Raw genomic sequence first — 14722 nt, 5'->3', positions numbered from 1 at the left:
CGCGCGGGTCGCGTTGCGACGCGGCCACGTCACGGACGGGAGGCGCGGTGCCGGCTGGCACCGTGCCTCCCGTCCGTCGTCCAGACAGCTCGCGCGCCGCGGTCGCGTCGAGACGCCGCGGTTGCGTCGAGACGCCGCCAGATCCGGCGGCGTCTCGCTCACCGGAGGGCGTCTCGTGTCGACGCCCCCGTCCCGCCGTCCGCAGCTCCGCCTGCCGAGGCGCTCGGTAGGGTCGGGGCATGAGCGAAGACCGACCCGTCCGCCAGCCGTCCGCCGTCGACCGCGTCGCCGAGGACTGGGTGTCCACCCTCGTCGACCTCGACCCGACCGTCGCCACGTACATCGGGGTCCCCGGGCGCACCGACGGCTACGGCGACACCTCGCCCGTCGGCGCCGACGCCCTCGCCGACGCCGCACGTTCCGCGCGCCGGGCCCTCGACGCCGCCGAGTCGACGGACGACGTCGACCGGGTGACGAAGACCGACCTCGGAGCGGAGCTCGACCTGGTCGTGGAGTCGCACGAGCGGAAGCTGCACCTGCGGGACCTCAACGTGATCGCGAGCCCCGCGCAGGAGTTCCGCGACGTCCTCGACCTGATGCCGACCGCGACCACCGACGACTGGCAGGACGTCGCGGGGCGCCTGCACGCGCTGCCGGACGCCCTGGAGGGCTACCGCGAGACCCTGCTGCAGGGCACGCGCGAGCAGGTCACGCCCGCCGCGCGCCAGGTCGCACTCATCGCTGAGCAGGCCGCGCGCAACGGTGCCGAGGACGGATTCTTCCGCCAGCTCGTCGACGGCGCCGCGCTCGAGGGCGGCGCGCCGCTGCCCGAGTCGCTCCGCGGCGAGCTGGTACGCGGCGCCGAGGTCGCGGCGGCCGCGTACCGGTCGTTCGGCGGCTTCCTCGAGCACGAGCTGCTGCCCCTGGCGACCCCGGTCGACGCGGTCGGTCGCGAGGACTACGAGCTGCACTCCCGACGCTTCCTGGGTGCCGTCGTCGACCTCGACGAGACGTACGAGTGGGGCATCGAGGAGCTCGCCCGGATGCGCGACGAGCAGGAGCGCATCGCGGACCGCATCGAGTCCGGCGCCTCGGTGGCGCACGCGATCGAGGTCCTCGACGCCGACCCCGCCCGCATCCTGCACGGCACCGACGCCCTGCAGCGGTGGATGCAGGAGACCAGTGACGCGTCGATCCGCGCGATGGACGGGGAGTACTTCGACATCGCCGACCCGATCAAGCGCCTGGAGTGCCGGATCGCCCCGACGCAGGAGGGTGGGATCTACTACACCGGCCCCTCCGACGACTTCTCGCGTGCGGGCAGGATGTGGTGGTCGGTGCCGCAGGGCGTCACGGAGTTCGGCACGTGGCGTGAGAAGACGACGGTCTACCACGAGGGCGTGCCCGGTCACCACCTGCAGATCAGCCAGGCGGTCTACAACCGCGGGGAGCTCAACACGTGGCGTCGGCAGCTGGCCGGACCGTCCGGGCACGTCGAGGGCTGGGCCCTCTACGCCGAGCGGCTCATGGAGCAGCTCGGGTTCCTCGACGACGACGGGGACCGCCTCGGCATGCTCGACGGCCAGCGGATGCGGGCGGCCCGCGTGGTGCTCGACATCGGTGTGCACCTGCAGAAGACCAACCCCGACGGCGGTGGCTGGACGTGGGAGTACGCGCTCGACTTCATGGGCCGGAACGTCAACATGGCGCCGGAGTTCGTGCAGTTCGAGGTCGCCCGGTACTTCGGGTGGCCGGGGCAGGCGCCGTCCTACAAGGTCGGGCAGCGCGTCTGGGAGTCGATCCGCGACGAGCTCGCCGCACGCGAGGGCGCTGCGTTCGACCTGAAGGCCTTCCACCACCGGGCGCTCGCACTCGGCGGGGTCGGCCTGGACACGCTCCGGAGCGCGCTGCTCGACTGACGGCGTGACGGGTCGACGGACGGGAGGCGCGTGGCGGGGTCGCCGCGTGCCTCCCGTCCGTCCTCCGGTCACCCCGCGACACGCGACACGCCCGGTTGTGGGGCCCGCGGCCCTGCGGCTAGACTCAATCGGCGCAATCCGCGCCAACCAACCACTGCCATGACGGCTCGCACCGACGTTCGGTGCGGACCAGGGGGTCGCTCCCTCGCCGTCACGGCCCGACTCATGTCCGTTCGGAGCAATCTCTACATGACAACCACCACGACCAAGGCTCCCAAGCAGGTCGCCATCAACGACATCGGCTCGGCTGATGACTTCCTGGCCGAGGTCGAGAAGACCCTCAAGTTCTTCAACGACGGCGATCTGATCTCCGGAACCGTCGTGAAGATCGACCGCGACGAGGTCCTCCTCGACGTCGGCTACAAGACCGAGGGTGTCATCCCCTCGCGCGAGCTCTCGATCAAGCACGACGTCGACCCCAACGAGGTCGTCGAGGTCGGCGACGAGGTCGAGGCCCTGGTCCTCCAGAAGGAGGACAAGGAAGGCCGCCTCATCCTGTCGAAGAAGCGTGCGCAGTACGAGCGTGCGTGGGGCGACGTCGAGAAGATCAAGGAGTCCGACGGCGTCGTGACCGGCACGGTCATCGAGGTCGTCAAGGGCGGTCTCATCGTCGACATCGGCCTCCGTGGCTTCCTCCCGGCCTCGCTCATCGAGCTGCGTCGCGTCCGCGACCTGACCCCGTACCTGGGCCAGGAGCTCGAGGCGAAGATCCTGGAGCTCGACAAGAACCGCAACAACGTGGTCCTCTCGCGCCGCGCCCTGCTCGAGCAGACGCAGTCCGAGTCGCGCACCACCTTCCTCAACAACCTCCACAAGGGCCAGGTCCGCAAGGGCATCGTGTCGTCGATCGTCAACTTCGGTGCGTTCGTCGACCTGGGCGGCGTCGACGGTCTCGTCCACGTCTCCGAGCTCTCCTGGAAGCACATCGAGCACGCCAGCGAGGTCGTCGAGGTCGGTCAGGAAGTCACCGTCGAGATCCTCGAGGTGGACCTGGACCGCGAGCGCGTGTCGCTCTCGCTCAAGGCCACGCAGGAGGACCCGTGGCAGGTCTTCGCCCGCACCCACGCGATCGGTCAGATCGCACCGGGCAAGGTCACGAAGCTCGTGCCGTTCGGTGCCTTCGTCCGCGTCGCCGACGGCATCGAGGGTCTCGTCCACATCTCGGAGCTCTCGAACAAGCACGTCGAGCTCGCCGAGCAGGTCGTCTCCGTCGGTGACGAGGTCTTCGTCAAGATCATCGACATCGACCTCGACCGTCGCCGCATCTCGCTCAGCCTCAAGCAGGCGAACGAGGGCGTGGACCCGGAGGGCACCGAGTTCGACCCGGCGCTCTACGGCATGCCGACCGAGTACGACGACCAGGGCAACTACAAGTACCCCGAGGGCTTCGACCCGGAGACCAACGAGTGGCTCGAGGGCTACGACACCCAGCGCACCGAGTGGGAGGGCCAGTACGCGGCCGCCCAGTCGCGCTGGGAGGCCCACAAGGCGCAGGTCGCGAAGACCATCGCGGACGAGGAGAAGGGTGGCTTCGACCTCCCCGCCTCGGCCTCGAGCTCGTCCTCGTCCTCGTCGACCTTCTCGAGCGAGTCGAACGGTCAGGGCACCCTGGCCGACGACGCCTCGCTCGCGGCGCTCCGCGAGAAGCTCAGCTCGAACAACTGATCGAGCGGGTCGCACGTCCCGGAAGCCCGGTACCCCTGACGGGGTGCCGGGCTTCCGGCGTTCCACGACGTCCTCGGTAGCCTGGACCCGTGCGCATCATCGGTCTGACAGGCGGCATCGCCGCGGGCAAGTCCACCGTCTCCCGTCGCTGGGCGGAGCACGGCGCGGTCGTCGTCGACGCCGACCAGCTCGCGCGGCAGGCGGTCGCTCCGGGCAGCCCCGGGCTCGCCCGTGTCGTGGAACGGTTCGGGACGGGCGTGCTCGCCCCCGACGGCGCGCTCGACCGGGCCGCCCTGGGCAGCATCGTCTTCTCCGACGCCTCGGCGCGGAAGGACCTCGAGGGGATCACCCACCCGGAGGTGTGGCGGCTCGCACGGGGAGCGTTCGACGCCGCCGAGGCCGCTGATCCGGAAGCCGTCGTCGTCTACGACGTCCCGCTCCTCGCCGAGGCCCGGGGGAGTCGGCCGATCCGGTTCGACGCGGTCGTCGTCGTGGATGCCCCTGCGGCGCAGCGGGTCGGACGACTCGTCGAGCACCGGAGCATGCCGCGTGACGAGGCCGAGCGACGCGTGGCGGCCCAGGCGTCGGACGCCGAGCGGCTCGCCCTCGCCGACCACGTCGTCGACGCGACCGGATCGCTCGAGGACACCCTGCGGTCCGCCGACGCGGTGTGGGAGCGCATCGCGTCCTGACCGGGCCCAGCAGGCCCTGGTAGCCGCTCAGCTGTGGGCGATCAGGGCCGTCGGGTGTCAGGGGGCGCGACTACCGTTGTCCCCATGGCAGTGTCGATCCAGCCCACCCGGGCGATCCGTCCCTTCGAGGTGATCAGCGAGTACTCGCCGAGCGGTGACCAGCCGGCGGCGATCGCCGAGCTCGCCGGTCGGATCAACGCGGGTGAGACCGACGTCGTGCTGCTCGGCGCGACCGGTACCGGCAAGTCGGCGACCACCGCCTGGCTGATCGAGCAGGTCCAGCGGCCGACGCTCGTGCTCGCGCACAACAAGACCCTGGCCGCGCAGCTGGCGAACGAGTTCCGCGGGCTCCTGCCGAACAACGCGGTCGAGTACTTCGTCTCGTACTACGACTACTACCAGCCCGAGGCGTACGTCCCGCAGACGGACACCTTCATCGAGAAGGACTCGTCGGTCAACGCGGAGGTCGAGCGGCTCCGGCACTCGACGACGAACTCGCTGCTCAGCCGGCGCGACGTCGTGGTCGTGTCCACCGTGTCCTGCATCTACGGCCTCGGCACGCCCGAGCAGTACATGAACGCGTCGATCGCGCTCCACGTCGGTCAGACGATCTCCCGCGACCAGCTCGTGCGCAAGTTCGTCGGCATGCAGTACCAGCGCAACGACGTCGACTTCGCCCGCGGCACCTTCCGCGTCCGCGGCGACACCATCGAGATCATCCCGATGTACGAAGAGCACGCGATCCGCATCGAGATGTTCGGTGACGAGATCGAGGCGCTCACCTCGCTGCACCCGCTGACCGGCAACGTCATCGCGGACCTGCCCGGTGTCTCGATCTTCCCGGCGTCGCACTACGTCGCCGACACCGACGTCATGCACCGGGCGATCGAGCGGATCAAGGACGAGCTGGCCGACCGACTCGCCGAGCTCGAGGGCCAGGGCAAGCTGCTCGAGGCCCAGCGGCTCCGCATGCGCACGACCTTCGACATCGAGATGATGGAGCAGATCGGCTTCTGCTCCGGCATCGAGAACTACTCGCGCCACATGGACGGGCGCGATGCGGGCGAGGCGCCGCACTGCCTCATCGACTACTTCCCGGACGACTTCCTCATCGTGATCGACGAGTCGCACGTGACCGTGCCGCAGATCGGCGCGATGTACGAGGGTGACGCCTCCCGCAAGCGCACGCTCGTGGAGCACGGGTTCCGCCTGCCGAGCGCGCTCGACAACCGACCGTTGACGTGGGAGGAGTTCCTCGAGCGCGTCGGGCAGAAGGTCTACCTGTCGGCGACCCCGGGCAAGTACGAACTCGGCGTCACCGACAGCGTCGTCGAGCAGATCATCCGTCCGACGGGTCTGGTCGACCCCGAGATCGTCGTGAAGCCGAGCGACGGCCAGATCGACGACCTGCTCGAGGAGATCAAGCTGCGCGTCGAGCGTGACGAGCGCGTGCTCGTCACGACCCTGACCAAGCGGATGGCCGAGGAACTCACGGACTTCCTCGGCAACGCCGGCGTCCGCGTGCGGTACCTGCACTCCGACGTCGACACCCTGAAGCGTGTCGAACTGCTGACGGAGCTGCGCCAGGGCGTGTACGACGTGCTCGTCGGCATCAACCTGCTGCGCGAGGGCCTCGACCTGCCCGAGGTGTCCCTCGTGGCGATCCTCGACGCCGACAAGGAGGGGTTCCTGCGGTCGTCGACGTCGCTCATCCAGACGATCGGCCGTGCCGCCCGCAACGTGTCGGGCCAGGTGCTCATGTACGCCGACAAGATCACCGACTCCATGCGCCAGGCGATCGACGAGACCGATCGGCGCCGCGAGAAGCAGGTCGCCTACAACCTCGAGCACGGCATCGACCCGCAGCCCCTCCGCAAGAAGATCGCCGACATCACCGAGGTGCTGCAGCGCGAGAGCGACGACACCAAGGCGCTGCTCGAGGGTCGCCCGGGTTCCGACGGCCGCCGGTCGCCCACGCCGAACCTGCGTCGCGAGGGCATCGCGGGAGAGGGCGCGACCCAGCTCGAGGCGACGATCGCCGACCTCAACGACCAGATGCTGCAGGCCGCGGCCGAGCTGAAGTTCGAGCTGGCGGCACGGCTCCGCGACGAGGTGCAGGACCTGAAGAAGGCGCTGCGACAGATGGAGTCCGCCGGGCATGTCCGCTGACACCTCCGGGACCGCGCGGCGGACGGTCGTCGTCACGGGTGCCAGCGCCGGCCTGGGCTACCACGCAGCCGAGCAGCTCGCGGCACAGGGCCACCGGGTCGTGCTCGCCACGCGGAACCCCGAGCGTGCCGCCGCTGCCGAGCGGAGCATCCGGAAGCACGTCGACGACGCAGCGCTCGTGCACCTGCACCTCGACCTGGCCGACCTCGACAGCGTGCGTGCCGCGGCCGTGCGGCTCCAGGAGCTCGGCCCCGTGCACGCCCTGCTCAACAACGCCGGCGTGGTCGGATCGGCTCGACCGCAGCGCACCGCGCAGGGCTTCGAACTGCAGGTCGGCACGAACCACCTCGGACACTTCGCCTGGACGGCGCTGGCGCTGCCGGCCCTCGACCAGGACGCCGGGCGTGTGGTGCACCTCGGCTCCATCGCGCACCGCCTCACGACGCTCGACCGGACGGATCCGCTCGCGGTCGGCCGCTACGAGGGCCACCGCCAGTACGCCAGGAGCAAGCTCGCGGTGATGCTGTTCGGCTTCGAGCTCGCGCAGCGGTTGGGTGACGCCGGCTCGCGGGTGCGCAGCGTCGTCGCGCACCCGGGGCTTGCGCTCGACGCCGCCGCGCCGCCCCGACCGGACGTCGCGCCGACGCGGTCGGAACCGGCGTGGATGCGGGCGGGCTCGGGCTGGGTGGCGCAGGGCAAGGACGCCGGGGCGCGGCCACTCGTGCACGCCGCCGTCGGTGAGGACGTCCGCTCGGGAGAGTACTGGGGGCCGGCCGGTCCGCTCCAGTTCGCCGGTCGTCCGGCGCTCGTCCCGGCGCGCCCGCGTGCCCACGACCGCACCGTCGCTGCGCGCCTCTGGACGGCGAGCGAACAGGCGACCGGCGTCGCGTTCGCTCTCGACGCACTCGGCTAGACCGCCACGCCCGGACGGATGTCGGTCCTGCTTCGTAGAATCGTCTGCGATGACCATCACCTCTGACCGCGGAACCGCGACCCCGGGCCGGAACGCCTTCGGCGAGCCTGCAGACCTCCACATCCCCGGCGGGACGGCGCCGCACAGCACCTCGACGCTCAGCGTCCGGGGCGCTCGCGTGCACAACCTCCGCGACGTCGACCTCGAGATCCCTCGGGACTCGCTCGTCGTGTTCACCGGGCTGTCCGGGTCGGGCAAGTCCTCGCTCGCGTTCGACACGATCTTCGCCGAGGGCCAACGGCGCTACGTGGAGTCGCTGTCGGCCTACGCCCGGCAGTTCCTCGGCCAGGTGGACCGGCCCGACGTCGACTTCATCGAGGGCCTGTCGCCGGCGGTCTCGATCGACCAGAAGTCGACGAACCGGAACCCGCGGTCGACCGTGGGCACCATCACCGAGGTCTACGACTACATGCGTCTGCTCTGGGCGCGCATCGGTGTCCCGCACTGCCCCGTCTGCGGCGAGGTGATCAGCAAGCAGAGCGTGCAGCAGATCGCGGACCAGCTCATGGAGTTCGAGACCGGCACGCGCTTCCAGGTCCTCGCGCCGGTCGTCTCCAAGAAGAAGGGCGAGTTCGTCGACCTCTTCCAGGAGCTCGCGGCCTCGGGGTACGCCCGTGCGATCGTCGACGGTGAGCGCATCCAGCTGAGCGACCCGCCCAAGCTCAAGAAGCAGGTCAAGCACGACATCTCGGTGATCGTCGACCGTCTCGTGGCGAGCGACGACATCCTCGGCCGCCTCACCGACTCGCTCGAGACCGCCCTGCGGTTGACGAACGGCACCGTGTCGATCGACCTCGTCGACCACGAGGGGCCCGGCGCGGTCCGGACCTACTCCGAGAACCTGTCCTGCCCGAACAACCACCCGCTCGCGCTCACCGAGATCGAGCCGCGGACCTTCTCGTTCAACGCACCGTTCGGTGCCTGCCCCGAGTGCTCGGGCCTCGGTACCCGCATGTCGGTCGACCCCGACCTGGTGCTCGGCGACCCCGAGGCCTCGCTGCGAGACGGCGTCCTGCTGCCCTGGACGGGCACGAGCGGGCTGTACTCGTACTTCGAGAAGCTCCTCGCGGGTCTCGGCAAGGACCTCGGGTTCGGCCTCGACACCCCGTGGAACCAGCTCGACCCGTCGGTGCAGGCCGCGATCCTGACCGGCAAGGACTTCCAGGTCTCCGTGTCGTGGAAGAACCGTTTCGGCCGCGAGATGCGGTACACGAGCGGGTTCGAGGGCGTCATGCCCTACATCGAGCGCAAGTTCGCCGAGGCCGAGTCGGACTCGCAGCGGCAGCGCTTCCAGGGCTACCTGCGCGAGGTCCCCTGCCCGGTCTGCGACGGCACGCGCCTGAAGCCCGAGGTCCTCGCCGTGACGGTCGACGGTCGCAGCATCGCCGACGTGACCGACATGTCGCTCGACCAGGCGTACGGCTTCATGGAGGAGCTGACGCTCACCGAGCGTGAGGCGCACATCGCGGCCGCCGTCCTCCGCGAGATCCGCGCGCGGCTCGAGTTCCTGCTCGAGGTCGGCCTGAACTACCTGACCCTCGCACGCGGAGCCGGCGGGCTCTCCGGCGGCGAGGCGCAGCGCATCCGGCTCGCGACGCAGATCGGATCGGGCCTGACGGGCGTGCTCTACGTGCTCGACGAGCCGAGCATCGGCCTGCACCAGCGCGACAACCGTCGGCTCATCGACACGCTCGTCAAGCTCAAGGACCTCGGCAACACCCTCATCGTCGTCGAGCACGACGAGGACACCATCCGCACGGCGGACTGGGTCGTCGACATCGGACCGGGCGCGGGCGTGAACGGCGGCAAGGTCGTGCACTCCGGCTCCTACGAGGGCATCATCGCGAACCGCGAGTCGGTGACCGGTGACTACCTGGCAGGTCGGCGCGCGATCGAGGTGCCCGCCGAGCGACGGAAGATCAACCCGAAGCGCGTCATCAGCGTGCAGGGCGCCCGGGCGAACAACCTCAAGCAGGTCGACGTCGACTTCCCGCTCGGTGTCTTCACCGCGGTGACCGGCGTCAGCGGCTCCGGCAAGTCGACCCTGGTCAACGACATCCTGTACAAGGTGCTCGCGAACCAGCTCAACGGCGCACGGCACATCGCCGGCAAGCACACCCGCGTGAAGGGCCTCGACCAGCTCGACAAGGTCGTGCACGTCGACCAGGCGCCGATCGGCCGCACCCCGCGGTCCAACCCGGCGACCTACACCGGCGTGTTCGACCGCATCCGGCAGCTCTTCGCCGAGACGCCCGAGGCGAAGGCGCGCGGCTACCAGCCCGGTCGCTTCAGCTTCAACGTCAAGGGCGGCCGCTGCGAGAACTGCTCGGGTGACGGCACGATCAAGATCGAGATGAACTTCCTGCCCGACGTCTACGTGGCGTGCGAGGTCTGCGGCGGTGCGCGGTACAACCGCGAGACGCTGCAGGTGCACTACAAGGGCAAGGACATCTCCGAGGTCCTCGACATGCCGATCAGCGAGGCGGCCGAGTTCTTCGAGCCGATCTCGGCGATCCACCGCTACATGGCGACGCTCGTCGACGTGGGCCTGGGCTACGTGCGCCTCGGGCAGAGCGCGACGACCCTCTCCGGTGGCGAGGCCCAGCGCGTCAAGCTCGCGACGGAACTCCAGCGCCGCTCGAACGGCCGCACGGTCTACGTGCTCGACGAGCCGACGACCGGTCTGCACTTCGAGGACGTCCGGAAGCTGCTGCTCGTGCTGCAGAGCCTGGTCGACAAGGGCAACACCGTGATCACGATCGAGCACAACCTCGACGTGATCAAGTCCGCCGACTGGCTGGTCGACATGGGACCGGAGGGCGGTGCCGGTGGCGGTACGGTCCTGGCCGTCGGCACCCCGGAACACGTGGCCGACGTCCCCGAGAGCCACACCGGTGTCTTCCTGCGCGAGATCTTCGATGCGCAGGACGCCCGTGTCGGCAAGGAGCAGGCGGTCGGTGCGCGTCAGGCCACCCAGAAGCACCAGGGCGGGCAGCAGAGCAAGCAGAAGGCGGGTGCTCGGTAGGTGGCGGACACCGTCTCCTGGCGGCCGAAGGCGGGGGAGATCCCGACCGACCCAGGCGTCTACCGGTGGCGTGACGAGGCCGGTCGGGTGCTCTACGTCGGCAAGGCGAAGAACCTCCGCGCCCGCCTGAGCAACTACTTCGCACCGCTGCCGACCCTCCACGAGCGCACCCGACGCATGGTGCTCACGGCCCGGAGCGTCGAGTGGACCACCGTCGGCTCCGAGATCGAGGCACTGCAGCTCGAGTACACGTGGATCAAGGAGTTCGACCCGCCGTTCAACGTCAAGTTCCGGGACGACAAGTCGTACCCGTACATGGCGATCACCCTGGGCGAGGAGTCGCCGCGGGTGATGGTGACGCGGAACCGGAAGATCAAGGGCGCGAAGTACTTCGGGCCCTACCCGAAGATCTGGGCGGTGCACGACACCATCGACCTGATGATCAAGGTGTTCCCGATCCGCACCTGCTCGGACTCGTCCTACAAGAAGGCGATGCAGACGGGCAAGCCGTGCTTCCCGGGCCAGATCGGCAAGTGCGGTGGACCCTGCTCGCAGAAGGTCACGATCGCCGAGCACCGGGCGATCGTCGAGGAGTTCGTCCGGTTCATGGGCAGCTACGACCGCAGGGTGATCACGACCCTGCGGCAGCGCATGGCCGCGGCCGCCGACGCCATGGACTACGAGCAGGCGGCGCGCTACCGCGACCAGGTCGGTGCCCTCGAAGCGGTGCTCGAGAAGTCGGCGGTGGTCCTCCGGGACTCGGTCGACCTCGACCTGTTCGGTGTGGCCGAGGACGAGCTCGCCGCCGCCGTGCAGCTGTTCTCCGTGCGCGGCGGGCGCATCCGCGGTGTCCGGGGGTGGGTGGTCGACAAGGAGCTCGACATCAGCACCGGTGACCTGGTCGAACAGATCGTCCAGGGCCAGTACGCGACGAGCGACGACGTCCCGCGCGAGGTCGTCGTGCCGGAACTCCCCGAGGACGCCGAGGCCCTGCAGCAGTGGCTCAGCGAGCGACGCGGCGGGCGCGGCACGAAGCTCAGCACGGCCCAGCGGGGCGACCGGGCGGGCCTCGCGCGCACGGCCGCCCAGAACGCCGCGCAGGCGCTCATGCTCTACAAGACGAAGCGCAGCGCCGACTACACGACGCGGTCGGCTGCCCTCGCCGACATCCAGGACGCCCTGGGCATGACCGAGGCCCCCCTGCGGATGGAGTGCTACGACATCTCCCACCTGCAGGGTACGAACGTGGTGGCGTCGATGGTGGTGTTCGAGGACGGGCTCCCGCGCAAGGACCAGTACCGCCGTTACACGATCGCCGAGACGACCGACGACACCGACAGCATGTACCAGGTGCTGTCGCGACGGCTGGCGCGCCTCGACGAGGACGCCGCGGTGCCGGACGTCCCGGACGCCACGAGCGAGGACGTCGTCGAGGGCACGAAGCCGACGAAGCGGTTCGCGTACCGTCCGCAGCTGCTCATCGTCGACGGCGGCCAGCCCCAGGTCCAGGCGGCCAAGCGGGCGATGGACGAGGCCGGCGTGCACGACATCGCCCTGGTGGGCATCGCGAAGCGCCTCGAGGAACTGTGGTTGCCCGACGACGACTTCCCGGTGATCATGCCGCGCAACTCCGAGGCGCTCTTCCTGATCCAGCGGATCCGTGACGAGGCGCACCGGTTCGCGATCACGCACCAGCGGACCCGCCGGAAGCGCGACGTCCGGTCGCAGCTGTCGGAGATCCCCGGGCTCGGCCCGACGCGGGTGAACGCCCTGCTGAAGCACTTCGGGTCGGTCGCGCGCCTGCGTGAGGCGACGGCGGATCAGATCGCCGAGGTGAACGGCGTCGGGCCGGCGACCGCGGCGGCGGTCGTCACGAAGCTCGCGCAGACGCCCCGCAGCGCGCCGGAGGGGAGCCCGCCCGGAGGGAGCGTGCCGGAGGCGAGCGACGCCGACCCTGCCGGGCCCGGCGCCGGCACCCCCGGTCCGGAGCGGACGACGGACCCGGACGCGCCCGCAGCAGCCGCCGCGGAGGAGCCGAGCCGCGCCTCCCGGCCGGTCGGCCCCGTCCGCGTCCCGGACGTCTCCGCCGACGGCCCGTCGCGTCCACGGTGACCGGCCCCGCTCCGAGCGCGGGACGGTAGCCTGGACGCGCAGCCGAGACCCGAAGCCGAGACCTCCCCGGGCCGTGGCCCGGGCCGCCACGACGGAGCCCTCCCACACATGAGCGACACGAGCGACGACCGAACAACCCCGACGTCCGCGTCGCAGCAGCACGACATCCTCATCGTCACCGGCATGTCCGGCGCCGGCCGTTCCACGGTCGGCAAGGCGCTCGAGGACCTCGGCTGGTACGTGGTCGACAACCTCCCGACGCAGATGCTCGGCCCGCTCACGGAGCTCGCGGACCGTGCCGGGGAGAAGATCCCGAAGATCGCGACCGTCGTCGACGTCCGCGGCGGACGGTTCTTCACCGACCCGGAGCAGGCGGTCGAGCAGGTCCGTGCCAGCACCTCCGCCCGGGTCCGGGTGCTCTTCCTCGAGGCGACGGACGCCGTGCTCGTGCGCCGCTTCGAGCAGGTCCGCCGGCCGCACCCGTTGCAGGGCGACGGGACGCTGCTCGACGGCATCGGCCTCGAGCGTTCGCGGCTGTCCGGGCTGCGCGAGGCCTCCGACGTCGTCATCGACACCTCGGACCTGAACATCCACCAGCTCGCCAACGCCGTCACGGAGCGCTTCGCCGACGACCACTTCGTCGGGGTCCAGGTCACGCTCATGAGCTTCGGGTTCAAGTACGGGCTGCCCGCCGACGCCGACATGGTCGCGGACGTGCGGTTCATCCCGAACCCCTACTGGGTGCCGGAACTCCGCCCGCACACCGGCCTCGACGCCCCCGTCTCGGAGTACGTCCTGTCGCAGCCGGGCGCCCGCTCGTTCGTCGAGCGGTACGCTGCCGTGCTCGAGCCCGTGCTGGCGGGATACCAACGCGAGAACAAAAGACACGCTACGATCGCCATCGGCTGTACCGGCGGCAAGCACCGCTCGGTCGCCGTCGTCGCCGAGTTGGCGAACCTCCTCCGCGGGATGTCCGACGTCGCCGTGCGTGTGAAGAACCGAGATCTCGGCCGGGAGTGACCGTTCCTCCGGCCGCTCCACACCCACGTGCGCCGGACCCGCGGACCCCACCAGAGAAAACGTTAGGAATGATGCTGTGCCGTTGACTGCCGAGGTCAAGGACGAACTGGCCAGGGTCGTCGTGAACCGCAACACGGTCCGCGCCGCCGAACTCGCGACCATCCTGCGGTTCGCGGGCGGCCTGCACGTCATCTCGGGCAGGATCGCGGTCGAGGTCGAGCTCGACACCCGGATCATCGTCCACCGCGTGCGCAAGGACCTGGCGGAGCTGTACGGCGTGCGGAGCGAGGCGTCGGTGGGGTCGTCAGCGTCCTCCCGCCGCGGCACCCGCTACCTGGTCCGCGTGCTCGAGGCGGGGGAGACGCTCGCCCGCCAGACCGGGCTCATGGACGCGCGCCGTCGCCCGGTGCGTGGCCTGCCGAACCGTCTGACGACCGGCAACCGCGAGGACCTCGCCGCCATCTGGCGCGGTGCGTTCCTCGCCTCCGGCACGCTGACCGACCCCGGTCGCGCCGCCGCGCTCGAGGTCACCTGCCCGGGCAACGAGGCGGCGATGGCGCTGGTCGGTGCCGCCTCGCGCCTCGGGATCGCCGCGAAGGGCCGCGAGGTCCGCGGCGTCCACCGCGTCGTCATCCGCGACGGCGAGGCGATCGGCCAGATGCTCACCGTCATGGGCGCCGCCCGCACCACCGCCGAGTGGGAGGAGATGCGCCAGCGCCGCGAGGTCCGCGCCACCGCCAACCGTCTGGTGAACTTCGACGACGCCAACCTCCGCCGCTCGGCGCAGGCCGCCGTCGCCGCATGTGCCCGCGTCGAGCGCGCGCTCGAGATCCTCGGTGACGACGTCCCGGACCACCTCAAGTACGCCGGGTCGCTCCGGTTGCAGCACCGTGACGCCTCGCTCGACGAGCTCGGTCAGCACGCCGAGCCGCCGATGACCAAGGACGCGATCGCCGGCCGCATCCGCCGCCTGCTCGCGATGGCCGACAAGAAGGCCGTGGACACCGGCGTGCCGGGGACCGAGGCCAGCGTGCCGGAGGAGCTCGAGGGGGCGTAGTCCCCGACCGGCCCCATGACGGACGGGAGG

At 70.4% G+C, this 14722-nt stretch carries 9 protein-coding genes; all 9 read left to right on the top strand.

The annotated features are described in order from the left end of the window. The first annotated feature begins 239 nt into the window (after positions 1-239). The 9 genes from Q9R28_RS03050 to whiA all read left to right on the top strand — a co-directional run bounded on the left by Q9R28_RS03050 (position 240) and on the right by whiA (position 14692). Positions 240-1919 carry a DUF885 domain-containing protein gene (locus Q9R28_RS03050; RefSeq protein WP_311205445.1) on the top strand — a complete coding sequence of 560 codons (1680 nt, stop codon included), beginning with the start codon at positions 240-242 and terminating at the stop codon, positions 1917-1919. A gap of 249 nt (positions 1920-2168) precedes the next feature. Further along, positions 2169-3644: a 30S ribosomal protein S1 gene (gene rpsA / locus Q9R28_RS03045; protein WP_066654468.1), complete on the top strand. Its 1476-nt coding sequence runs from the start codon at positions 2169-2171 to the stop codon at positions 3642-3644. Positions 3645-3733: 89 nt separating this feature from the next. Further along, positions 3734-4336, top strand: coding sequence for a dephospho-CoA kinase (gene coaE, locus Q9R28_RS03040; protein ID WP_251155016.1), 603 nt, complete (start codon positions 3734-3736; stop codon positions 4334-4336). A 96-nt stretch (positions 4337-4432) separates the two neighbouring features. Then, positions 4433-6505, top strand: a complete 2073-nt coding sequence (uvrB, locus tag Q9R28_RS03035; RefSeq protein WP_066658265.1) for an excinuclease ABC subunit UvrB — start codon at positions 4433-4435, stop codon at positions 6503-6505. After that, on the top strand, positions 6495-7418 hold the full coding sequence (locus Q9R28_RS03030; RefSeq protein ID WP_311205444.1) for an SDR family NAD(P)-dependent oxidoreductase: 924 nt from the start codon (positions 6495-6497) through the stop codon (positions 7416-7418). Before uvrB ends, Q9R28_RS03030 begins: the two co-directional genes overlap by 11 nt. 49 nt (positions 7419-7467) lie before the next feature. Beyond that, complete coding sequence (uvrA, locus tag Q9R28_RS03025; protein ID WP_311205443.1) at positions 7468-10503, top strand: excinuclease ABC subunit UvrA; 3036 nt, start codon at positions 7468-7470, stop codon at positions 10501-10503. Next, positions 10504-12615 carry an excinuclease ABC subunit UvrC gene (uvrC, locus tag Q9R28_RS03020; protein ID WP_311205442.1) on the top strand — a complete coding sequence of 704 codons (2112 nt, stop codon included), beginning with the start codon at positions 10504-10506 and terminating at the stop codon, positions 12613-12615. Positions 12616-12723: 108 nt separating this feature from the next. Then, a complete protein-coding gene (gene rapZ, locus Q9R28_RS03015; RefSeq protein WP_066654437.1) occupies positions 12724-13635 on the top strand; it encodes an RNase adapter RapZ in 912 nt (303 codons plus the stop codon). A gap of 76 nt (positions 13636-13711) precedes the next feature. Continuing rightward, entirely contained in the window at positions 13712-14692 is a 981-nt protein-coding gene (whiA, locus tag Q9R28_RS03010; RefSeq protein WP_209682494.1) for a DNA-binding protein WhiA, read from the top strand. Positions 14693-14722 lie beyond the last annotated feature (30 nt).

The sequence above is a fragment of the Curtobacterium sp. BRD11 genome, from assembly GCF_031844345.1.
Classification (GTDB): domain Bacteria; phylum Actinomycetota; class Actinomycetes; order Actinomycetales; family Microbacteriaceae; genus Curtobacterium.
Note: the sequence above shows the minus strand (reverse complement) of the source record. Positions and strands in the feature narration are given on the sequence as shown.

Excerpts from the sequence above, each read along its gene's own strand:
- Q9R28_RS03050 (WP_311205445.1), top strand. The coding sequence starts at position 240 with ATGAGCGAAGACCGACCCGTCCGCCAGCCGTCCGCCGTCGACCGCGTC.
- rpsA (WP_066654468.1), top strand. The coding sequence starts at position 2,169 with ATGACAACCACCACGACCAAGGCTCCCAAGCAGGTCGCCATCAACGAC.
- Q9R28_RS03030 (WP_311205444.1), top strand. The coding sequence starts at position 6,495 with ATGTCCGCTGACACCTCCGGGACCGCGCGGCGGACGGTCGTCGTCACG.
- uvrA (WP_311205443.1), top strand. The coding sequence starts at position 7,468 with ATGACCATCACCTCTGACCGCGGAACCGCGACCCCGGGCCGGAACGCC.
- rapZ (WP_066654437.1), top strand. The coding sequence starts at position 12,724 with ATGAGCGACACGAGCGACGACCGAACAACCCCGACGTCCGCGTCGCAG.